The organism is Rubritalea profundi (genome assembly GCF_002954445.1).
Lineage (GTDB): Bacteria > Verrucomicrobiota > Verrucomicrobiia > Verrucomicrobiales > Akkermansiaceae > Rubritalea > Rubritalea profundi.
The window spans coordinates 3,591,133-3,612,206 of sequence record NZ_MQWA01000001.1 but is presented as its reverse complement, the minus strand read 5'-3'; the positions used below and the strand labels follow the sequence as shown (position 1 = coordinate 3,612,206).

The 21,074-nt window shown below is 49.2% G+C and carries 20 protein-coding genes and 1 other RNA gene; 6 read left to right on the top strand and 15 right to left on the bottom strand.

Annotated features, from left to right (window positions below; genetic code table 11):
* Positions 1 to 65: 65 nt before the first annotated feature.
* From BSZ32_RS15815 to nadC, 3 genes are all read right to left on the bottom strand, one after another.
* Positions 66 to 1,253 carry a TonB-dependent receptor plug domain-containing protein gene (locus BSZ32_RS15815; protein ID WP_105044308.1) on the bottom strand — a complete coding sequence of 396 codons (1,188 nt, stop codon included), beginning with the start codon at positions 1,251 to 1,253 and terminating at the stop codon, positions 66 to 68.
* A gap of 26 nt (positions 1,254 to 1,279) precedes the next feature.
* A complete protein-coding gene (locus BSZ32_RS15810; RefSeq protein ID WP_105044884.1) occupies positions 1,280 to 1,996 on the bottom strand; it encodes a TonB-dependent receptor plug domain-containing protein in 717 nt (238 codons plus the stop codon).
* Between the two features lie 514 nt (positions 1,997 to 2,510).
* Positions 2,511 to 3,353: a carboxylating nicotinate-nucleotide diphosphorylase gene (gene nadC / locus BSZ32_RS15805; protein WP_105044307.1), complete on the bottom strand. Its 843-nt coding sequence runs from the start codon at positions 3,351 to 3,353 to the stop codon at positions 2,511 to 2,513.
* A gap of 79 nt (positions 3,354 to 3,432) precedes the next feature.
* Here nadC and BSZ32_RS15800 point away from each other — a divergent pair, with 79 nt between their 5' ends.
* The gene (locus BSZ32_RS15800; protein WP_105044306.1) at positions 3,433 to 4,746 is read left to right on the top strand and encodes a bifunctional UDP-3-O-[3-hydroxymyristoyl] N-acetylglucosamine deacetylase/3-hydroxyacyl-ACP dehydratase; all 1,314 of its coding nucleotides are present in this window, start codon (positions 3,433 to 3,435) and stop codon (positions 4,744 to 4,746) included.
* A gap of 198 nt (positions 4,747 to 4,944) precedes the next feature.
* On the opposite strand, the gene trxB is transcribed toward BSZ32_RS15800, so the two are convergent.
* On the bottom strand, positions 4,945 to 5,898 hold the full coding sequence (gene trxB, locus BSZ32_RS15795; RefSeq protein ID WP_105044305.1) for a thioredoxin-disulfide reductase: 954 nt from the start codon (positions 5,896 to 5,898) through the stop codon (positions 4,945 to 4,947).
* A 179-nt stretch (positions 5,899 to 6,077) separates the two neighbouring features.
* On the opposite strand from trxB, the gene dnaG reads away from it, so the two are divergent.
* The 4 genes from dnaG (at position 6,078) to BSZ32_RS15775 (ending at position 9,821) form a co-directional block, all read left to right on the top strand.
* Complete coding sequence (gene dnaG, locus BSZ32_RS15790) at positions 6,078 to 7,364, top strand: DNA primase (protein ID WP_105044304.1); 1,287 nt, start codon at positions 6,078 to 6,080, stop codon at positions 7,362 to 7,364.
* Positions 7,361 to 7,924, top strand: a complete 564-nt coding sequence (locus BSZ32_RS15785) for a hypothetical protein (protein WP_105044303.1) — start codon at positions 7,361 to 7,363, stop codon at positions 7,922 to 7,924. Before dnaG ends, BSZ32_RS15785 begins: the two co-directional genes overlap by 4 nt.
* Positions 7,925 to 7,997: 73 nt before the next feature.
* Positions 7,998 to 8,633, top strand: a complete 636-nt coding sequence (locus BSZ32_RS15780) for an RNA polymerase sigma factor (RefSeq protein ID WP_240610658.1) — start codon at positions 7,998 to 8,000, stop codon at positions 8,631 to 8,633.
* Positions 8,634 to 8,672: 39 nt separating this feature from the next.
* Positions 8,673 to 9,821, top strand: a complete 1,149-nt coding sequence (locus BSZ32_RS15775; protein ID WP_105044302.1) for a PQQ-dependent sugar dehydrogenase — start codon at positions 8,673 to 8,675, stop codon at positions 9,819 to 9,821.
* Here BSZ32_RS15775 and BSZ32_RS15770 read toward each other — a convergent pair whose 3' ends face one another.
* From BSZ32_RS15770 to pyrF, 7 genes are all read right to left on the bottom strand, one after another.
* Positions 9,822 to 10,295 (bottom strand): rhodanese-like domain-containing protein, encoded by a 474-nt coding sequence (locus BSZ32_RS15770; protein WP_105044301.1) that lies wholly within the window; start codon positions 10,293 to 10,295, stop codon positions 9,822 to 9,824. It lies immediately after the preceding gene.
* Between the two features lie 2 nt (positions 10,296 to 10,297).
* Positions 10,298 to 10,999, bottom strand: coding sequence for a DUF1573 domain-containing protein (locus BSZ32_RS15765; RefSeq protein WP_105044300.1), 702 nt, complete (start codon positions 10,997 to 10,999; stop codon positions 10,298 to 10,300).
* Positions 11,000 to 11,007: 8 nt separating this feature from the next.
* Positions 11,008 to 11,496, bottom strand: a complete 489-nt coding sequence (locus BSZ32_RS15760; protein ID WP_105044299.1) for a hypothetical protein — start codon at positions 11,494 to 11,496, stop codon at positions 11,008 to 11,010.
* 4 nt (positions 11,497 to 11,500) lie between these two features.
* Positions 11,501 to 12,070 carry a hypothetical protein gene (locus tag BSZ32_RS15755; RefSeq protein WP_105044298.1) on the bottom strand — a complete coding sequence of 190 codons (570 nt, stop codon included), beginning with the start codon at positions 12,068 to 12,070 and terminating at the stop codon, positions 11,501 to 11,503.
* Entirely contained in the window at positions 12,067 to 12,711 is a 645-nt protein-coding gene (locus BSZ32_RS15750) for an RNA polymerase sigma factor (protein ID WP_240610657.1), read from the bottom strand. The genes BSZ32_RS15755 and BSZ32_RS15750 overlap by 4 nt, the downstream gene beginning before the upstream one ends.
* Positions 12,712 to 12,745: 34 nt before the next feature.
* Positions 12,746 to 13,810 (bottom strand): DNA replication/repair protein RecF, encoded by a 1,065-nt coding sequence (gene recF, locus BSZ32_RS15745; RefSeq protein ID WP_105044296.1) that lies wholly within the window; start codon positions 13,808 to 13,810, stop codon positions 12,746 to 12,748.
* Between the two features lie 65 nt (positions 13,811 to 13,875).
* Positions 13,876 to 14,655 carry an orotidine-5'-phosphate decarboxylase gene (pyrF, locus tag BSZ32_RS15740; protein ID WP_105044295.1) on the bottom strand — a complete coding sequence of 260 codons (780 nt, stop codon included), beginning with the start codon at positions 14,653 to 14,655 and terminating at the stop codon, positions 13,876 to 13,878.
* 130 nt (positions 14,656 to 14,785) lie between these two features.
* On the opposite strand from pyrF, the gene BSZ32_RS15735 reads away from it, so the two are divergent.
* Positions 14,786 to 15,151: a KH domain-containing protein gene (locus BSZ32_RS15735; protein WP_105044294.1), complete on the top strand. Its 366-nt coding sequence runs from the start codon at positions 14,786 to 14,788 to the stop codon at positions 15,149 to 15,151.
* 58 nt (positions 15,152 to 15,209) lie between these two features.
* Here BSZ32_RS15735 and rnpB read toward each other — a convergent pair.
* The 4 genes from rnpB to purH form a co-directional block, all read right to left on the bottom strand.
* Positions 15,210 to 15,607: RNase P RNA component class A (rnpB, locus tag BSZ32_RS15730), an RNA gene on the bottom strand.
* A gap of 408 nt (positions 15,608 to 16,015) precedes the next feature.
* Positions 16,016 to 17,935, bottom strand: a complete 1,920-nt coding sequence (locus BSZ32_RS15725; protein WP_105044293.1) for an amidophosphoribosyltransferase — start codon at positions 17,933 to 17,935, stop codon at positions 16,016 to 16,018.
* Positions 17,936 to 18,021: 86 nt separating this feature from the next.
* Entirely contained in the window at positions 18,022 to 19,017 is a 996-nt protein-coding gene (gene purM / locus BSZ32_RS15720; protein WP_105044882.1) for a phosphoribosylformylglycinamidine cyclo-ligase, read from the bottom strand.
* Positions 19,018 to 19,228: 211 nt separating this feature from the next.
* Positions 19,229 to 20,773 (bottom strand): bifunctional phosphoribosylaminoimidazolecarboxamide formyltransferase/IMP cyclohydrolase, encoded by a 1,545-nt coding sequence (gene purH, locus BSZ32_RS15715; RefSeq protein WP_105044292.1) that lies wholly within the window; start codon positions 20,771 to 20,773, stop codon positions 19,229 to 19,231.
* Between the last annotated feature and the right edge of the window lie 301 nt (positions 20,774 to 21,074).

The window sequence follows — 21,074 nt, the reverse complement described above, 5'->3', positions numbered from 1 at the left end:
GTAACAAGAAAGCTGCACGACCGAAATCGTGCAGCTCGCTATTTAGAATAACAAATAGTGTGGAATTAGAAGCTCAGAGTGAGACCGCCAAATGCACCGAATCCCTGGCCTTTCACGCTTCCGGCAATGCTTTTAGATGCATCATACTCTTCGTTGAAAAGGTTCTCAATTCGTCCGTGAATTTTAACATTTTCTGAAATCTTATAGTCTCCGTAAATACGAGTCACGAAGCGGCTGTCAGTGGGAACAAAGTACGTCCCACCAATTCCACCGTAGGAAGCTCCATCCACATAGGATGCACCTAAACCCAACACCCACTTCTCAGCATCATAGTACACATCTCCACTAAACACATGGTCTGGCACATCAAGAACTTCCTCTTTAAGTTGGGCTGTCCATGCTAGGCGATAATTCACTGTCAATTCCGAGAACGAACCTGCTAGTGCTGCCTCCACACCACTAACGCGTGACTCACCATCAATATTCACTCGGCGAGATACTGATGGGCTCGGAGGAAAGAAAGACCCGGGAGAAATAACTTCGGAACCAATTGCATCCTCTAACGACTGATAGAAATAGGTCACTTGCAGTTCATGGTTTACAACGATCTGTTGATCAAATCCAACTTCATACCCCATAATGGTCTCAGTCTTCAGACTTCCATTTTCAACTTGCACTCCAAATGGAGTCACAAATGCGCCACTATCAAGTATAGTAGGTGTTCGGAATGAACGCGCCGCGCGTGCTCTTAGGCGTGTGTTAGTCTGCTCAATGGTGTAGCCACCACCAACATTCCAAGCCACATCTCCTCCATGAGTATCATGCTCATCATAGCGACCACCAAACTCGATCAGAGCATTCTCAATTGGTTGCCAAAAACCGTTAGCGTAGAAGCCAATACTCGAGTACTCAACCGCCTGATTATTTGTGTTCTCGTAATCAGTGTCACTGTAATCGACACCACCCACAAATGTAAGAGACTCACGTGCTTCCCATTGGTTACTCCAGTTTACTGAGAATCGATCAGTTTTTGTGTCAAATGGTGACGGTCCGAATCCGTAATCGAGATCACTCTCGGAAGTCTCATCGTAATAACCAATAGTCAAATGCGACCGTAAGTCGGGGTTGATTATGTAAGTTGTATTTAGAGCCAAAAGGTGAATGTCAGTATCCGAATCCGTATGGGTTGTTCCATACAGGTCAGTCACTTCACTGAGGTACTTGTTGTTTGAACCACGGTAGCTAAACTTCATATTTAGAGCATCGGAGGCAAGCCAATTTAGCGCAAACACTGCGGAGTCCTGGCTATAATCTTGCAGAGGGAATTCTTCATACGTGTCGTTTGACGTGAATGAAGTCCCAAGTTCAAAGGCGTATTGAATATCTTGGATTTGCCCCTGCGCGCTTGCTGCGAAGCGATAGCTATCAAAGGACCCAGCCTCACCGAATAAAGTGTAAGTGGGGTCACCTTCTCCAACTGCTGTGTTAAATCCAATAACACCTGCAGCGGCCTCACTGCCGTATAGGACACTCTGAGGCCACGTAGCAACTCAAGTTGAGTTATCTGGCCAGTTTGAGCATTTGTGAGAAAATTGTTTAAGCCATTGGTTGAATCCGTGATGCGCACACCATCGACAACGACTTGTGTGTATTTTGTTTGTAAGCCACGCACGATGACAGAACCAAAAGCACCAGTCTGTCCGGCAGTGGAGAGTCCTTGTATACCAGGAAGGTCATTCAACGCATCAAGCGTCCTATTCCGCTGTCGAATCTCAATTTCTTCACCTGTCACTACAGAGACTGAAGAAACAGTCTTGCTGATAGGGTTGTCAAATTTCGAAGCCAGTACTGTGGTGGGATCTAGAGTCTCGACTGCCTCTTTAGGCACTGTTTGAGCGCTCGCCTCTTCCGCAATCGCGGTAACTTGACTGGCAACAATAAGGCCAGCCACAACTTTTGCACCCGTATTTGGGCGCTGTGATTTAGTATATTTCATAGTTCTAACCTTGTAGTCCGCAAGGATTGGAATAATTATCTCATGGCTGGATATCTGGCTTAGCTAACAATTTGTTAGCCTTACAGTGGCGGTACCGCTTCGGAATGGCTCGACCGCATACGCGATCCAGCTTCACCGGATTTCCCAACTATTTCCTGCCCGTACTACGGGCCTCCATGAGCAACGACGCGTCATTGACGTGTCGTCATGCGCTTCTAGCCACAGCATCAATGATTGCAATATAAATATCACAGAATACCGACACACCACGAAGGAGTAGATCCAAACAGCGAAAGAGGCGAAGGGCTAGGACTATGATGGAACTCAAACACTAATCGCACAAAATTTCACGAATAGATAGGCTGGGATGTTTCTCCGAATAGTCCGACTAGGTTGGCTCCCATCCCAACAAGAACCTCCAACCCGCCCATAGTATGCAACCGAATGAACGCATCTCCAAAATCTTAAATCAAACAAAGCGTCCTAGACTGCATCCTCGCTGCAACTCTGAAAACTATTCTACAAACTCCAAAGAAATATCCAGCGCTACGGCAGAATGCGTGACAGCGCCGACTGAGATAAAGTCGACCCCTGTCTGAGCAATAGCAGCCACGGTTTCAAGATTTACTCCACCACTGGCTTCTAGTCTTGGCCCGGAAGCTCCACGCAGGGCTACAGCTTCTCGCAGTTGCTCGTTGCTCATGTTATCTAGCAAGATGTAATCGACTCCTTCGAGGGTGAGAAATTGCTTCACTTGATCGATTCTATCAGCCTCTAGCTCCACCTCAACACCAGGCTTATCAGCCTTGAGCTTAAGAATCGCTTGCTGCAGCCACTCAAGTCCGTTTTCAGCAACCAGATGGTTGTCCTTCACCATCGCTCTATCGTAGAGACCCATCCTGTGATTCATACCACCACCAGCTCTCACAGCCATTTTCTCCAACCACCGCCATCCTGGTGTGGTCTTACGAGTATCAAGAATCTGCGCTTTTGTTCCTGCGGTGAGTTCTACAAACTTTGATGTCTTGGTTGCGACGCCTGAAAGCCTTTGGGTGAAATTTAGCGCCGTTCGTTCTGCCGTCAGCAATGCGCGAGCAGGCCCAGTGATCTCCATCACTCTAGTTCCATAGCTCACATCGCTACCATCCGTCACTAATTGGCGAATCACGATACTAGGATCAATTTTTGAGAAAATTTGCTCCGCAATATCTAATCCCGCAATCACGCCACAGTCCTTGACCAACATGAAGGCGCGTGACAGCACATCTGCAGGGACAAAATATTCTGATGTCACGTCCCCTGCTCCAATATCTTCACGGAGTGCTAAATCTATCAATTGCTCGACCTCTGGCTGCATGGTGGGACTCTAGCGTTAGATTTCACTCTGCAAACTCAAAAAACTTGCATCTTTGCACCACTCTGGTTTGACTCACCGCATGCCGATTGAAATGCAACAAACTCTCGCTGCGCCAGCAACCCTCGAGGGATCATCCCTCCATACTGGTCAGAAGGTGACTCTCACCATCAAGCCAGCCCCTGCTGACTCTGGATTCCAATTCCGTAGAATCGATCTCGACGACCAACCTTTCATTGATGCTGACGTCAGCAAAGTCCAAACAGTGGAGCGCGCCACGACCCTTGCAGAAGGCTCAGTAAAGGTCCACACAGTGGAACACGTCATCTCCGCGCTTACAGGAATGGGTGTCGACAACGCCCTTATTGAAATGGATGCCAATGAGCCACCGATCGGCGACGGCTCCTCTGCTCCCTACGTAGAACTCATCAAGCAAGCTGGCATTGTGACCCAGGACGTCCCTGCCAAGGTTTGGGAAATCCGCGAGCCTCTCTTCTATGATTCAGGTAAAGGATCCTTCATTACTATTGTTCCAGATAAAGAATTCCGGATTTCTTGTACCAATGTCGGTCCTGACGGCCGCTTCACTCAATATTTCTCTAGCGTTGTAAACCCAGAGACTTACGAGAAGGAAATCGCTCCAGCGCGTACTTTCGTTTACTACGAAGACGTGAAGCCACTTCTCGACAAAGGTCTCATCAAAGGCGGATCACTTGAGAATGCCGTGGTTATTCGCGGTGAAGAAATCATGAGTAAAGAGCCACTTCGTTTTGATAACGAATTTGCCCGCCACAAGGCGCTCGACGTCATTGGCGACCTCATGCTCAGTGGTAAGCGTATCACTGGCCATGTCATCTGTGTAAAACCTGGTCACGGCCCGAACACTCAAATGGCAGCACTGCTAAAGAGCAACTACCTTCGTATGCGCTCCATGGTGCCACCACTTGCTATCCCGAAAGGCGAGGCAGTACTCGACATCAACGATATCCTCAAGATCCTGCCGCACCGCTACCCATTCCTCCTCGTCGATCGTATCATCGACTTCGTAGGCGACAACAAATGTACAGGCGTAAAGAATGTCACGATCAACGAGCCATTCTTCCCCGGTCACTTCCCAGGCCACCCAATCATGCCTGGCGTACTCCAAGTCGAAGCAATGGCACAGGTCGCATCCTGCCTCATGCTGCGTAAGCCTGAGAACCAAGGAAAGATTGGTTACTTCATGAGCGCGGACAAAGTCAAATGGCGCCACCCAGTGCTCCCTGGCGACACCCTCTTTATCGAAGCTGAAATAGTCAAGACTCGCCGTAACATCGGCTTTGCGAGTTGCCGATGCGTCGTCAATGGTCAGGTTGTATCCTCCGGCGAGCTCAAATTCGCCTTAATCGACGAGTAAACGGAAACTCATTTCATTTTATAAAGGTCAATTGCCACTTAGGCTATTGGCCTTTTTTTGTTAAATCACTCTTCTTCGTAGAGTTACATCCTAATTTCTCATCGTGTAGTGTGATCGTATTTAGACCCAATACACATACAAAAAAGCGCGAACACCAAGAATGGCATCCGCGCTTTGAAATTTAAATCCCTCTCTCGACTAGAGCGAAGCGATGTAGTGCTCAGCTTCGAGCGCAGCGGCACAACCTTGACCTGCAGCTGTGATACCTTGACGGTAAACAGTGTCGGCAATGTCACCTGCAGCATAGATGCCTGGTGTCTTTGTTGCTGTTTTACCTGGAATCTGAACAAGGTAACCACTCTCGTCTTTATCGACGAGTTCTTCGCTTAGGAATTTGCTGTTAGGATTATGACCGATCGCCATGAAGACGCCTTCAAGCTCGAGCTCTGACTTGGTGCCATCCACAGTATTTTCGAGCATTACAGCGCGAATGCGGCCGTTATCGTCGAGCAGGTACTCACAGATTGTGGAGTTCCATACTGGTTCGATTTTCTCGTTAGCTAGAGCTCTAGTAGCCATGATCTTAGAAGCACGGAGCTCATCACGACGGTGAATAAGGTAAACCTTGCTGGCGAACTTGGTGAGGAAGCTAGCCTCTTCAGCTGCTGAGTCACCACCACCGATAACACAAACTGGCACGTCGCGGTAGAATGCTCCATCGCATGTAGCGCAGGCAGTGAGGCCTGCACCGCTCTTGACGAGATCCATCTCTCCGGGAAGTCCTAGGTATCTAGCAGAAGCTCCCGATGCGATAATGACTGTCTTAGTCTGCCAAACGTGCTCATTTGAGCCGAAGACATCCTTAGCATTCACAGTGAATGATCCGTCGGCATTTTTATCCACGCTAGTGACTTCGATGCTATTTTGGACGCGAGCGCCAAATTTCTCAGCCTGCTGCTGCATCTTCTGCATTAGCTCTGGCCCCATAATTCCATCGGGAAAACCAGGGAAGTTCTCCACGTCTGTCGTTGTAGTGAGCTGTCCACCTGGCTGTGATCCAGTGAGGATGAGTGGGCTGAGGTCTGCACGTGCAGTATAAATCGCTGCTGTGTAGCCAGCAGGGCCTGTTCCAATGATGATTACGTTCTCCATATAAAAGTGTGTGAGTGAATTCTGGCGGGATTATGCCCACGATTATTCAGCCCGCAACCGAAATGATGACGAATCCGATCTGATACAGACTATTAGAGAATCGAATTACCGATCAGAGCCGAATCTATGAGCAGGTTAGGTGAAAATTCATTTTCATTATTGAACCTGATCCAACGACAATGCAGAACTATGCCGTGGCACTAATACCTGAGGAAACCATCCAATCTATTTTAGCCCAGACTGACATCGTTGATGTAATCTCTGGCTACATTCCTCTCAAGAGCGCAGGAGGCACTTTTAAGGCCAATTGCCCATTCCACAACGAGAAGACCCCCTCATTCAACGTCAATCCCGGGAAGCAATTTTTCTATTGTTTCGGCTGTGGCGAAGGTGGTTCTGCCATCACCTTTGTGCAGAAGTACGAGAACATGCCATTCGTTGATGCTGTCAAGAAGCTGGCGAAGGCGGCTGGCGTCACTATCACCGCAGCTGAGTATAACCCTGAGGAGGAAAGGCAACGACGCTCGAAGTCTCGTCTTGTGCAACTACACAATGATTCTGCGGCGTATTTCCACCAACTGGTCCGCAAGTCGCCCGATGCTCAGATCGCCCGCGACTATTTAAAAAAGCGTGGATTCTCCCTAGAATCGGCCGAACGATGGCTGATCGGCTGGATGCCTGACAACCCTGCGGTCTACCTCAAGTGGGCAAAGGAAAAAGGATATTCTGGAAGAGAGCTATGTGACTCAGGCATTTGCAACCTCAAGGATGCGCAGAACCCGCGTGCTGGTATTTATGTCAACTGGCGTAATCGCCTTCTCTTCCCTATTCACAATGACTACGGTGACATCATCGGCTTCAGCGCCCGTCAGCTGATCAATGATCCAAAGACAGGCAAGTACATCAACACTCGGGAAACGCAGTTGTTTGATAAATCACGTATCTTCTTTGGTCTTAATAAGGCGCGACGTCCAATTTCTAAGGAGAAATACGCGATCCTTTGCGAAGGTCAGATCGATGTCATTTCACTCCACGAACAAGGGATTCAAAATGTGGTGGCAGCTCTTGGCACCGGCACTACCGCCCACCATGCACGTCTACTCAAGCGCTATACTAAAGACGCCGTGCTTTGTTACGACTCGGACGCCGCTGGTCACAAGGCCACCACCCGCGCCTTCAAAGTTTTCGTAACAGAAGGCATCAATGTCCGCTGCGTCACCATGCCAGAAGGCGAAGACCCAGATTCCTACATCCTCGGCAATGGAGTCGAAGCCTTCAAAAAATTACTCGACGACGCTGAAGAGTTTTTTGACTACAAGCTTAAACACGCCACAGCGACAACTGACCTCAACAGCATCAAAGATCGCTCGGCTTTAGCCTCAGACCTCAGCGAACTCGCGCAGATGGTGCAGGATAAAGTGGCTCAGGAGATGATTATCTCGAAGTTGCTGCCCATCTCGGCATGAACGGCCAAGACTTTCGTGCCCTGATCATCAAAGAAGCAAAGAAAAGGAAGTTTGAAGCAAGCCGTCCGAACAACTACCGCGACCAAGATGAGCCTCAACGCGAAGTCATCGAGCCAACCGCTATGGATGGCACCGTGGCCTACCTGTGCTTTTTGGCTCTCAGTTCCGGTGTCGCTCTAGACTGGTTATGCGAGCAAGTGGAGTCACTCCACGAACCGCTCGCAGTCACTACTGGTGGCCACCTGCTTAATCACATTCTCTCGCGTAAACCTGATCCATCAAAGAATTCTTCCATCCAAAGTTTCTTGATGACTCTGCCGCCAGCGGACCAGCTCGCCCTCCAGCGAAACTTTGCCGAGTCTGTCCCCGAAGACCCAATCAAAGCTGCAGAGGAAACGACCAGCATGCTTATAAGTAAGCAGCTTCAACAGCGTGAATCAGCAATCCGCACCGCTCTCAAACAACCAAATTTAACGAGCGAACAATTGACGTCGCTTCTAGGAGAAGCCCAAGAGATACAAGGACTTCTCAAAAATCTGCGTCAGCGGTTCATCCGCTAGCGTCACCGTATACGTCCCTTTCTTCAAAGACTTCGCAACTTCTCCGTTGTAGTGCTGTTCTAACTATAGCATTATGTCGAACACTGCCACGCAGAGCATCACCTACCCTATGTCCGACATCGATACGCCAGACTCTCACTCAGACGACGCTATCGATGTGGCTCTCATGATGCGTGTCAAAACTGGTGATCACGCGGCCTTCCAAGAGTTAATAGAGCGCCACCAGAATATGATTATCGGCACGGTTGCTAAAATGCTGGGAAACGCATCGGACGCACAAGACATTGCCCAGCAAGTTTTCATCCGCCTCTGGAAAGCTGCTCCACGCTACAAGCGAAAGGCGAAATTCACCACCTTCCTCTTCACCATCACCCGCAATCTTGTTTTCAACGAAAGCAAAAAACGCTCGCGCCGGAAGACCTATTCGCTAGAGGAACGGCAAGAGAATAACTACGGGCAAATAGCCGCTGAAGCATCGCGTTCACCAGATGCAGAAGCGCTTCAAACTGAGCTCCAGGCAGTAGTCGACGAAGCAATCAATGCGCTTCCTGAAAAACAACGTATGGCTGTCATTCTACGACGTTACGAAAATATGCCTTACGAAGAGATTGCCGACGTGTTAGACACTTCGGTTTCCGCAATCAAAAGCCATATTTTCAGGGCTCGCACCGAACTACGAGAGTCATTGAGCCATTACCTCGAAAAATAATTCTTTGCCTGCCATTCTATCTGGTAGATGTTTTAGCTTATGAAGCGATCACTTCTCGTCCTCACCTTTTCAGCTATAGTTACCTCACTCGCGCTGGCTGCTCCCTCTGCCACCCTCGTTGTCGAGCACCTCAAAAATCCAGTCTACCTCACTGCTCCAGAAAACAGCAATGACTACCTCTACATACTAGAAAAAGAAGGAGTGATTAAGATCTATGACCGAAAGAGTAAGGAGTTGCTCAAGACTCCATTCCTCGACATCAAGAACAAGATCAAGATCAAGATGAACGAGCAAGGATTGTTAGGCATGGCATTCTCGCCGAGTTTCTCATCTGACAAGCGCTTCTACCTCTACTACACTGACAATAAAGGAGACACCAAAGTAGTACGCTATACTGCTAATTCAAAAACTAAAACGGACAAGTCGTCCGAGGAAGTTCTACTCACTCAGGGTCAGGACTTTAAAAATCACAATGGTGGATGGGTGGATTTCGGCCCTGATGGCATGCTTTATATAGGCTTCGGTGACGGTGGCAAAGCGAATGACACTAAGCAACGAGCTCAAGATCTCACCACCTTTCTAGGGAAACTTCTGAGAATCGATGTTTCTGGTCCTAAAAGCTATTCAATACCTAAAGATAACCCTTTTCATGGATCGACAAAAGCACGCCCAGAAATCCTTTCTTATGGTTTACGCAACCCATGGAGGTGCGCTTGGAATGGCCAGACTCTGATTATTGCTGACGTTGGCCAAAATGCTTGGGAGGAAGTCAACGTGGTAGACTATAATGATCTATTTAGCGCAAATTTTGGTTGGCCACAGTTAGAAGGCACTCACAAGACTAAGAACTCAAAGGCCAAGAAAAAGAACCCAGGAAAACGGATCAAGCCCGTCTACGAATACAAACATGACACCAAAAGTACTGGTGGATTCAGCATCACCGGTGGCGCTGTGTATAATGGCTCAGTCAAAGAACTCCAAGGGCGCTATGTTTTTGCGGACTACGTCAAACCCCACATCTGGAGTGCCCAGATCACACAGGGTAAGCTCACTGATCTCAAACACCACAAGGCCGATTTCAGCCAAGATGGTAAAGAGATCAAACAAGTGGCATCATTCGCCACCGACCCCCAAGGAGAGATGTATATCATTTCCCATCAGGGGAAAATATACCAGATCACTGACTAACTACTTTACTAGCTCGATCTTTTGCTCGCTCGCAAGGACCGCTTTCCAGCCGCCTTGGAGGACGTAGACTTCGGAATGAAATCCGGTATCGCGGATCTTCTTAGCGACCAACTCGCTGCTGCCACAGGCATCGGTGGCGCAATAGACCACAAGTTTCTGACCATTCACGCCAGACATACCGATCTGTTCCATGTGCTCGGGTACAGCAATCTGATTATCAGCATCGGTTTCAGGGATGAGAATTGCTCCAACGAGGTGCCCTTTACGGAACTCAGTTTCGCTACGAGCATCGACCCAGAATACATTCCCACCCCACTCACCTAAAACAGTAGAGAGACAGACATGGCTTTCTTTTAGCTCAGCCTGAACGCATGGGACGCTGCGATCTGGCGGACCCACGACTAAAAACATGGCGAAAGCAATTCCTGCAGAAAAAACAAGAAGTGCTAGAGTCTGGTAGATCCAACGGGCCATCGTTATTTCTTCTTCTCAGGTTTTATTGTGATGAATGTCTGCACCGTCTTGTAGCGTGGGTTCTCGCTATCAGTAGTGAGTCTCAGAGCTGCGAATAGCACCTTCTCGGTGGACTTAGGAGTGATCGTTAGTTTGTACTCAAATCCTTCTTTCACAGTCTCCAGAGTGTAGTCGATTTGTGGGCTTGAACATGAATGCTTTATTACCTTGATAGGCTCAGGATTGTCGACCTTGATCGTGATGATCTTCGGCTTAAGCTCTTCTCCGACATTCCAGAGTAAGGACTGTGGGAATGCGGCGATGAGATAGGGAATGGTGACTTTAGTTGTCAGCATAATAGAAGGATTCTCTTCCGAATCTCCCTTCGCCCAGACCACAATCTTCTTATCGACGGTTCCTTTAAAATTCCCGAGCTCAAACACTCCCTTAAAAACACCCTCTTGACCTGGAGCAAAGCGTACCGGACCATCTTTAGAAATGGCTGTTCCGCCCTTCAGTTGCGCCAACATGCAGGTGCAGGGAGCGTCATAGCGCATCACGACGACCTCTTCAGTCGACTCATTCTTGAATGGAAAGAGGACCTCGATCTTTTTTGCGTCGGGAGCTGCCGCTACAGCCTTGTCTTTAGTTTTAAAGCTTAGCTCGCCAGCTGCCATCGAAAGCTGAACTAGCAGTAAACTCGTTAGGGTGATCAGTGATTTCATGCTGCGGGCTATTGTAGAAGCTCTACTAGCTCAATGGCGAGCAAAAGTCGTCCACCACGCCATTTTGGACCGAATATATAGAGCGGCTTTCCTTTTTCTAGCGTTGGCCCAGCTTTCATGATTTTCTTACGGCTCTGCCAAAGCTCTAGATCTAACATCATTTTCCCAGATTGCGCCTTCCCGCGCGGCTCAAAACTGAGGAGGAGTTCTTCAGACGGCTTGAGCGGCGTGAGCCAGTTTTCATAACTGCGGAATACTGGTTGGCGGTCCACCCCCAATACTCGGTAATGTTTAAACGAGGTTCGACGCAGGCTCTTGAGCTTTTTTTCTACAGCAGGACTTGGCTTCTTTAGCGCTTTACCGGCAATACTAGGTTCGCCATTGGTTGCGAAATAGACCTGGACCTGCATGCGGCCGATCACTTCCTTACCTAGGTCCGCAGCTGAACCAAGACTCGTGAAGAGTATGGTGAGAGCGCAAAAGAGTCTGATAATCATAAACTTAGAAATAGAAAGATTCGCGTTCAGTCTTGACCATCATCCGTGGACTCAAGCCTTGCCCAGTCTCACCCGAAACAATGTCTAAGGCATCTGGGATTTCATCTAATCCATCGAGCACAATCACTGTGGAGTCTCCAGAAATGATGACTTCAGAATGTACTCCTGAAGCCGGGGTGTACACTTCTTCTAACACTGCGACTGACTGTTCGATTGCGGTAGTCTCCTGATCAATACGCGTTCCCAAGTAGAAGCAAAATACCATCCCCGCCACTGCGGTAGGAGCCAAGATCCAGTTAAACCGTTTCCATAGTGGACTCGCTTTAGTTGCTGGGGGGGTCTCGACCAATTCTACAGCGTGATGCTTCACTCTCTCATTAAAGAAGTCAGCGTATGGCGGTTCTTGCTCGGATGGGAGCGCCTGTGCTATCTCATCACCAAGGGCATCCCAGCCCATTTTCGCCTCCAACTCTGTAGCATTTTCTTCCGCCCAAGCTTCCATCTGCTTGAGTTCATTGCCTTCTAGCTCGCCCTTGAGCCAGCGCTGAATGGTGGATTCGTCTGGATTATTCATGGTTTCAATAGGGTTTGTAATTTTTTGCGGGCATAGAAGAGACGGCTCATCACAGTGCCTTTGGAGCACTCCATGATGTCTGCTATCTCAGTATATTCCATGCCTTGGACTTCTCTTAGTAAAATGGTTTCTCGGTGCTCATCGCTGAGCTGACTGAGTGCTTTTTCGATCTCTGCCCGGCGCTCATTTTGAACCAGTTGTTCGTCTGGTCGCGCTGGTATTTTGGGTGCTGTAGGCGCTGCTGAATCAATTCTCGAGGAGTCGAGCATCTGATCATCTAGCTCGCCTTCGGACATCACCTTCTTTTTGCGCATCCAGTCATACACCACGTTATGACTTATACGGAAGAGCCAGGTAGAAAATTGCGCACGATGCTCAAATTTTGGCAATGCCTTCCATGCTTTGACAAAGGCGTCCTGCGCCAAGTCCCAAGCATCTGCATCATTATGAATCATATTTACTATCATCGCGTAGACCTTTCCTCTGTGACGAGTGACCAATTGGTCAAATGCTCGGTAGTCACCAGACTGCGCACGCTGAACCAGCACCTGGTCAGTTGGCCCATCGCCACCATTCCCAGCTGATTCGCTTGCTACCGCGCCCATCAAAAAGTTGGACGTAATCTGGCGTGAAATATTCATACTTACTTTACACCTCTAAACTGCGCAGTTGAACTCACTCTGCCAAGCACCTTTTCACACCACCTTCAGACACTTCGAACAAGGGCCACGGCTCCCATTCTCCCACCATCCAGTCGACGGTCGTGGTCGTGATGAATTTCTGCGCCTCTGTCGGTAAATAATCCATCAGCGCATTGCGCCGGGTTGGATCGAGCTCACCAAAAATATCATCCAGTAAATACACCGGGGTTTTACCGGCTTCAGCCTTCAGCGCTTCGCCTTGCGCAAGTTTGAGCGCCAGAGCTATCGTCCGTTGCTGCCCCTCACTGGCGAAGTCTGCTGCAGGCATTCCATTGATCGCTAGCTTGAGGTCATCGCGGTGCGGTCCAGCGAGCGTCTGCCGCTGCCGGCGTTCGCTCTCAGCTGTAGCAGCCAAAGCCTCGCGCATTCCCCCATCACTCCCAGAATTGTAAAGCACCGCCAATTGCTCATCGCTAACGCTAATTTCCTTCTGCGCGGCATTTGCAAGTGGCTCTATGAGCTGCACAACCCGATCACGGACAGCGCTGATGTAGTCGCCGTGCTCGATCAGAATTTCAGCAAAAGCATTCAGCTCGGCATCGCGTGGATCTCGATCTTTTAAAAGTAAATTACGCGACTTCAAGGCGCGGCGGTATCGGCTGAGTGCACGGCGGTAGCCTAAATCTAACTGCGAACAAATAAAGTCGAGGTATCGGCGGCGGCCGCCACCGCTGCCACGGATGAGATCGACATCTTCATTGCCCATCCAAACAATCAATCCGCTCTGAGAGAGGAAAGTATTTTGCGTGGGCAATTCTTCACCATCAATATGTAACGAAGCAGTGCCGCGTGAAAATCGCACAGCCAAGTCACGATCCCAACAATCGCCGGCAATGCCGAGTCCTGTAGATTCGAATCGAACCAATGGCCGCATCGTCTTTGCCCGCGGTGACTGTAAGCGCACGAGCACGCAAATAGCTTCGAGTATCGACGTCTTGCCCTGAGCGTTATCACCAATGAAGATTCCGCCCCGCTCAGAGAACTCGAGACTGAGTTGCTCAAAGCAGCGAAAATCTAACAATCTCAGTGACTTTAACATTATAAAATAGGATATCCTTCAGGACTAAATGTCATTTTGAGTTGTCGGAAAGAATCGCTCAGGCACTACGCTGGGTAGGCTGCGGAAATCTGATCAGCCCATTCTTTGGCCTTCTGAGCATAGCTTTTCTCCATCTCTTTGTACATGATGCCACGTGAGACGTTGATGGTGTCGGGAGCTGTGCGGCCCTTGCCTGCCATGTTTTCTAGATCGCCGCCTTGCGCGCCGAGGCCAGGAATCAGTAATGGAAAATCCTTGATCCGACTAAGAACGTCATCGCTAGCATTGGTTAGACCAACCACCATGCCGACATCCGTCTTGCGGTTTTCATCTTTTGCGCGTTGGCAAATGTCTTGCACTAGCTCGAACACGTAGCGGTCCCCCACCATCTGGCGCTGGAAGTCTGCACTGCCGGGGTTCGATGTGACGGCAAGAATGTAGATTGCCTTGCCTTCAAAATCGAGAAATGGCTCCATCGTATCGTAGCCGAGGAAGGGATTCAAAGTCACCGCGTCAACATTCCAGTTCTCAAAGTAAGAACGCGCATAGTACTTCTGAGTCTCACCAATATCCGAGCGTTTCGCGTCGAGGATGATTGGTACTTCTTTAGGCATTTGGCCTAACATCTCTTCTAAAATCTCTAAGCCACGAATACCCATTGCTTCAAAGTAAGCCATATTTGGTTTGAATGCTGCTGCCTGTTCCCAAGTCTCACCGACCACGCGTTTGAGTAATTCTGGGATGGCTTCAATACCACCTGAGTCGTCTGGTCGGGGGTCAAGCCCCACACAAAGTCGGGAGCCAGTCGTCGTGATTCGTTGTGCAAGTTTCTCTGCGTAGCGCATGGTCGCAGTCTTGGACGAAGACAACGAAGATACAAGAAGATTTGAAGCGCTCGTGCCCAGGTATCTTGGCTGATTTATTTAAAGCAAATTTCCCCTTGAGAGTTCCATCATTTGGTTAGAATGTAGTCAGATGCATGAGACAACGGAACAAATTCGAAACTTCCTCCAATTCATCACTCTGCAGTTCATCAGCCACCCGGATGAAGCGCAACTGATGGTTTCCGAAGTCACTGAAGATCACATCCGCTTCCGTCTTGTTCTGAACCGTGCAGACGTCGCCATCCTGATTGGCCGAAATGGATTTACCGCCAGCGCCATCCGCAACGTCCTCAAGGCTGCCGCTATCCGAGATGGCATCAATGCCACTCTCCAAATCGTCTCAGTGGAAGAAGAAAAGCAACGCCTCACCGCGATCGAAGCAGGTGAAGCTGTCGAGCAAGGCTACGAAGAAAAGGCCCACGATGAGACCGACGACGAACACTTAGAAGAAATTTAGCGGAAACTTCAAACTCTTCACTTATCCCTCCCCACTCTTTCCTCTCAGGAAAGAAAAGTTCCATCGCTCTCCTGTAAGCCGGATTCTGTCCAAGCTACCGAGGTAGCTCTGTGTGATCATTTATCTCCTGGCCGAAGCCAGACGCAGCCGAAGCTGTCGTGCGACTAATACCCAAGGATTCTAGTCGGGTGGGCACCCTTCCTCTGTTATGTCTTGCACCACGCGGGGTTTACCTTGCCCCAGTAGTTACCTACTGAGCGGTGGTCTCTTACACCACCCTTTCACCCTTACCTGTGATCCGGAGATCCATCGGCGGTTTACTCTCTGCTGCACTGTCCGTCTACTGGGCTTGAGCCCAGCATCCCTCGTTCTTCACGAGGCGCGTTGCCCTACGGTGTCCGGACTTTCCTCCATTACGCACCCGAAGGCAGTAACAGCGATCACCCGGAGAGCGATGGACCTGCAAACTAGGAGGATTTCTTCTAGGGGCAAGAAAAATGAGTCCCCTATCGAATGAACACGCAAGATGAACTGGACTATTAATGCTAGCTGGCCAGTGTCGAATGTCTGGAAGTCCAAGGTCATACTAGCAAAGTCTGGGGACTTTGGTTTCGTGAAATCGCGACCAAGCGATCTGCTCGGGCTTTGGACTTGCTGACTTTGGACTTGCTGACTTTCGACACTGAGCAGCCTAGAAGCGTCAAAGCTCCTCAGCATCAACGTCAGCACTACGCCTACATCAATGCAAAAAAAGAACGCCGCTTTCGCAGACGCTCTTTTTGAAAATTATCTCTCCTTAAGCTCCATCCTGCCGGCACTGAAAACTGCCAACTGAAAACTTCTAACTTAGGAGCGTAGCGACGATCATATTTCGTAACCGCGGCCAGTCTTGCCCTCGAACCAGTTGATGTAGGCAGCATTGACTGTAGCCATACCGCCCGCTGTTGGGTAGTCGCCGGTGAAGTACCAATCACCACATGGACCGTCGATGGAATCATGGAGATTCTCGGTAGTCTGGAAGATAATTTCTACTTCGCCTTTCCACTCGACTCCTTCTGGGTAAACGAGCTTGCTGACTTCAGCGGAGATTTCTTCCGGGCCGAACTCTTTATAAAGTCGCTTCACTTGGTTGATGCGCTCTGCAGCTGGCTTTTTAAGCTCGGCGACGCAGGCGTCATGAATCTCCTTGAAGATAGTTTTATTGCCATTCTTCTTGTGCAGTGAAACTGTCGCGTTGAAGGCAATGAACTTCCCGAGTTCGGACATGTCGATTCCATAACAATCTGGGTAGCGAATCTGCGGAGCCGTGGAGCAAATAACAATCTTACGCGGGTTTGTACGTGAAAGGATTTTAAGGATGGATTCCTTCAAGGTTGTGCCACGGACGATTGAGTCGTCCAACATGACGAGAACATCATCAGGCTTAACCACACCATAAGCGATGTCGTAGACGTGAGACACGAGCTGAGCCCTGCCCTTTTCCTGGGAAATGAAGGTTCGCATCTTGATATCCTTCTGTGTCACCTTTTCAGCTCTTGGCCAGTTCTTCAGAATCACATCATCGAGCATCTGAGCATCCAGCGTACCCTTTTCGAGCGCTGTGTGCAATTCTGAGCGAACCTGCTGACGACGGAAAAGACGAAGCCCATCCATCAAACCATAGTAGGCAGTTTCAGCAGTGTTAGGGATAAATGAGAAGACGGATTTATCAAAATCCCCATTCATCGACTGAACCACTTGGTCAACGAGAGCTGCACCCATTGCTTTGCGTTCGCGGTAAATCGATGGATCATTGCCACGTGAGAAATAAATACGCTCAAAGGAACACGGCTTGTACTCCTCTTCTTGATGGAAGCGCTGAGTGCTGATCTCACCATTACGGGTAACAATCGTGCAAGCGCCTGGCTCAAGCTCCTTCACCTCTTCTTTTGCTGCTTCAAAGACAGTCATCAATGGAACGCGTTCGGATGAGAAGGCAATCACCTCGTCATCAATGTAATAACTACATGGGCGAATGCCACGTGGATCGCGCATGACGAACATATCGCCATGACCCACTGCACCACAGATAGCGTAACCGCCATCCCATGCCTGAGCGGATTCGGAGATCACTTTGTGAAGGTCCATCTGCTCGGAGATGTGTTTTGGAATTTCTTTACCATCCATCCCCTTATCACGAAGTTCGTGGTAGAGGTTGGTGTGCGCCTCATCGAGGTGGAAACCAATTTCCTCAAGTACTGTCTGAGTATCAGTGCCGAACACTGGATGTTGCCCGCGGTCAATCATCTTGCGATTGAGTTCACCCGCATTGGTCATGTTAAAGTTACCCTGCACCATGAGTGTGCGGGTTGGCCAGTTACTGCGACGAAGGTACGGATGGCATGAGCTTGAATCAAATCGACCAGAGGTTCCGTAACGAAGATGACCCATAAGGATTTCACCAGAAAAATCGTAGTTCTTTTTACAGCTCTCAGCGGACTTCGGGTCAATAATCCCTTTACGTGAGAGCTTGTTGAATGTCTTGATTTCCTTGTTGAAAATGTGGGACAACGAATCATTCTCGACGCTACGTCGACGATTGATGTATTGCTGACCAAGGGGCATATTGAGCTTACAAGAGCCAATACCAATGCCGTCTTGCCCGCGGTTACGTTGCTTCTCCATCAGGAGGAAAAGCTTATTCAAGCCCCAGAGCGGTGTGCCATACTTTTCGATGTAGTAGCTAATCGGCTTACGAAGTCGAACGACGGCGATGCCGCATTCGTGGTGGAGAGGATCACTCATAAAGTGTTGTGATAGTGTGTTCGGTTAAGAATAAAACACCCAGTAAATTACCGTGCCCTGGGTGAGTTTGAATTTTCTAAGAAAGACTAAGCGGATTGCTCGACAACGCGTACGCCTTCTTGCTCAACGATTTTGCCAATCACTGTGCCACCTGGGCCAGCAGCAAGAATCTTGTCCGCATCTTCTGGAGAAACGATTGCTACCCAGCCGATACCCATGTTGAAGGTGTGGAACTTGTCCTCTGCATCAACAAATTCGAAAAGTTTGCGCATTGGTTTATTGTCCCAGAAAGGAATCTCAAGGTCAGCTCCAACGCCGTTGAAGATACGCTCGATGTTCTCAGGGAGTCCGCCACCAGTGATGTGTGCGTAAGCCTTTGGGGTAACTCCAGACTTTTTCACGTCGTTAACAACATCGTGGTAAAGGCGGGTCGGAGCGAGTAGCTCAGTGAGTTCTTCTTCGGAAAAAATGTCTGGGTTCTGAGCGATCACGCGGCGGATAAGACTCCAGCCATTTGCGTGAGGACCATCAGAACCGTAACCAACGAGCACGTCGCCTACTTTGATCTGTGTAGGGTCAATGAGGTTTGGTTTCTCACAAGCACCTATACAGAAACCTGCAAGTTCAACAACTTCTTCAGGGACGATTCCCGGCATTTCAGCTGTCTCGCCACCAGCGAGGATACAGCCACAGTCTTCGAGATAGTCGCACATTCCCGCGATCAGCTCAGTGATCATAGTCTTGTCGAGCGCTGCGATACCGATGTAGTCGAGGAACATGAGAGGGTCACCACCAGTGGTGATGATGTCATTCACGCTCATTGCTACAAGATCTTTACCAGCTATGCCGTACTCCTTCTTTTCGAGAAGGATATCGATCTTAGTGCCAACTCCGTCACAACCTGTAACGATGACTGGTTGTTTGTAATCACTGAGATCAAAACAAGCAGCGAAAAGGCCAAATGCTCCGTGAAGTTTACGTTGCTGCTGCGTGCGGCGAACGTGTGTCCCGATGTCGCCTACGAGAGCTGCTGCCTCGCGTGTGTCGACTCCTGATTCTTTGTAGGTGAGTTTGCCTGACATGATGTGGCTTTGTTGTAACACTCCGCCGCCCCGTGGCAAGCCCTTTGCTAAAGAAGAATCAAGAATTTACAATCCCACCAAAAACTATCAATTAATTGATCATTCCTGAGCGCTACAACCACGGGAAACAAAAAAATGCGTCAGCCGATTACTCAGCTAACGCATTGAAAGTTGTTGCTCGATTATTAGATCTAGAATTTAGACCCTTTCCTTAATGGCGGAAGTGCCGGTGACCAGTAAAGATCATAGCTATACCCGCTGCATCAGCGGCTTCAATCACTTCTTTGTCACGGATCGATCCACCAGGCTGAATGCAAGCAGTTGCTCCAGCTTCGATCGCTGCTTCTAATCCATCAGCAAATGGCAGCATTGCGTCAGAAGCCATCACTGAACTTTCGAGTGAAAGGCCAGCTTCTTTAGCTTTCCAAACGGCAATACGGGAGGAATCCACGCGGCTCATTTGGCCAGCACCCACACCAAGTGTGCGATCGGACTTAGCGTAAACAATAGCGTTAGATTTAACATGCTTTACCACTCTCCAAGCGAAACGCATTGCGCGCATCTCTTCTTCTGTTGGTGGGCGCTTAGTCACAACACGCTCTTCGAGATTGTCGAGACCGAGTGCCGTGTGATCGCGATCCATTACCATTAGGCCTGCTGGAGACGAACGAATCAGCGGCTCTTTTTTGGCCACGGCATAAGCTTCGATGTTCATTTTGATAAGACGAAGATTTTTCTTCTTCTGAAGAATCGCACGGGCTTCTGCTTCAAAATCTGGAGCGATAATAACATCGGTGAAAATGGTGGAGATCACACGAGCAAGGCTCTCGGTAAGCGGACGGTTCACAACAATGACGCCACCGAATGGTGCCTGCGTGTCAGTCTCAAATGCACGCTGCCAAGCAACACGGAGGTCTTCATCATCTTGACCAACACCACAAGGATTCGTATGCTTGAGGATGCCTACTGTTGGACGACAAAAGTCGAAAATAAGATCCGCTGCAGCCTCGATATCGAGGATGTTAGTGTAGCTTAGCTCTTTACCTTGGAGCTGAGTGAAGCAACCACTGAAGTTGCCGTAGATGCTAGCCTTCTGATGTGGATTGTCACCGTAACGTAGTTCATGATCAAGCGGTAGCGTTATACTGAAGGAAGAACGAGTCCCCTCTGCCGCTTGGCTGAGGTAGTTTGTTATTGCTCCATCATAAGCTGAAGTACGGAGGAAGACTTTAACTGAAAGTTCCTCGCGAAGCTTGAAAGTGGTGTCGCCATCGTGCTCAGCCATCTCGGCCAACACACGGTCGTAATCACTGGTATCAGTCACCACCGTGACGCTCTTGTAGTTTTTCGCTGCCGAACGAAGCATGGATGGACCTCCGATATCGATATTTTCGATCGCCTCTTCCAAGGTCACGTCTTCACGCGCAATGGTCTGCTCGAACGGGTAAAGATTTACCACGACTATGTCGATGGGTGGGATGTCATGTTCCTTCGCCTGAGAGAGATGAAGGTCACTATCCCGCTTGTGCAGTAGACCGCCATGCACCTTTGGGTGAAGCGTCTTGACGCGGCCTTCGAAAAGCTCGGGTGCGCCAGTAAAGGTGGAAACATCGATCACTGGTAGATCTGCGTCACGGAGAGCAGCTGCTGTGCCGCCGGTTGAGAGGAGCTCAACTCCAAATTCGTGAAGTCCTTTCGCGAATTCGACCAAGCCGGTCTTGTCAGAAACTGAGAGTAGCGCGCGTTGAATTGCCATAATTTTGATATTTATTTACTCGCTTCCCAGTTCGGAGTGGAAGCGAGACACGTCTCCTACCTCAGCCACCCGCACACGACAAGACCAATGTGCTGATAATTGAGTCACCGTCAAAAAATTTGTATCGCGTCCGCCTACAATCAAGAGTCGTGCACAAGTTGTTTTTTCTAAAACGAGGCAATAGGTCATCCTGCACTTCTTTATTGAATGCCGCACCAAAGTTACTAATCGGCATCGCACAACAGGCCTTCAATCTTGCATCAATGCTTACAGCTAAATCTTTCCAGTCCGCAGCCATCCC

Bases quoted from the DNA above. Each gene is read 5' to 3' on its own strand.
- BSZ32_RS15815 (WP_105044308.1), bottom strand. From the start codon at position 1,253: ATGAAGTTTAGCTACCGTGGTTCAAACAACAAGTACCTCAGTGAAGTG.
- BSZ32_RS15810 (WP_105044884.1), bottom strand. From the start codon at position 1,996: ATGAAATATACTAAATCACAGCGCCCAAATACGGGTGCAAAAGTTGTG.
- nadC (WP_105044307.1), bottom strand. From the start codon at position 3,353: ATGCAGCCAGAGGTCGAGCAATTGATAGATTTAGCACTCCGTGAAGAT.
- BSZ32_RS15800 (WP_105044306.1), top strand. From the start codon at position 3,433: ATGCCGATTGAAATGCAACAAACTCTCGCTGCGCCAGCAACCCTCGAG.
- trxB (WP_105044305.1), bottom strand. From the start codon at position 5,898: ATGGAGAACGTAATCATCATTGGAACAGGCCCTGCTGGCTACACAGCA.
- dnaG (WP_105044304.1), top strand. From the start codon at position 6,078: ATGCAGAACTATGCCGTGGCACTAATACCTGAGGAAACCATCCAATCT.
- BSZ32_RS15785 (WP_105044303.1), top strand. From the start codon at position 7,361: ATGAACGGCCAAGACTTTCGTGCCCTGATCATCAAAGAAGCAAAGAAA.
- BSZ32_RS15780 (WP_240610658.1), top strand. From the start codon at position 7,998: ATGTCGAACACTGCCACGCAGAGCATCACCTACCCTATGTCCGACATC.
- BSZ32_RS15775 (WP_105044302.1), top strand. From the start codon at position 8,673: ATGAAGCGATCACTTCTCGTCCTCACCTTTTCAGCTATAGTTACCTCA.
- BSZ32_RS15770 (WP_105044301.1), bottom strand. From the start codon at position 10,295: ATGGCCCGTTGGATCTACCAGACTCTAGCACTTCTTGTTTTTTCTGCA.
- BSZ32_RS15765 (WP_105044300.1), bottom strand. From the start codon at position 10,999: ATGAAATCACTGATCACCCTAACGAGTTTACTGCTAGTTCAGCTTTCG.
- BSZ32_RS15760 (WP_105044299.1), bottom strand. From the start codon at position 11,496: ATGATTATCAGACTCTTTTGCGCTCTCACCATACTCTTCACGAGTCTT.
- BSZ32_RS15755 (WP_105044298.1), bottom strand. From the start codon at position 12,070: ATGAATAATCCAGACGAATCCACCATTCAGCGCTGGCTCAAGGGCGAG.
- BSZ32_RS15750 (WP_240610657.1), bottom strand. From the start codon at position 12,711: ATGAATATTTCACGCCAGATTACGTCCAACTTTTTGATGGGCGCGGTA.
- recF (WP_105044296.1), bottom strand. From the start codon at position 13,810: ATGTTAAAGTCACTGAGATTGTTAGATTTTCGCTGCTTTGAGCAACTC.
- pyrF (WP_105044295.1), bottom strand. From the start codon at position 14,655: ATGCGCTACGCAGAGAAACTTGCACAACGAATCACGACGACTGGCTCC.
- BSZ32_RS15735 (WP_105044294.1), top strand. From the start codon at position 14,786: ATGCATGAGACAACGGAACAAATTCGAAACTTCCTCCAATTCATCACT.
- BSZ32_RS15725 (WP_105044293.1), bottom strand. From the start codon at position 17,935: ATGAGTGATCCTCTCCACCACGAATGCGGCATCGCCGTCGTTCGACTT.
- purM (WP_105044882.1), bottom strand. From the start codon at position 19,017: ATGTCAGGCAAACTCACCTACAAAGAATCAGGAGTCGACACACGCGAG.
- purH (WP_105044292.1), bottom strand. From the start codon at position 20,773: ATGGCAATTCAACGCGCGCTACTCTCAGTTTCTGACAAGACCGGCTTG.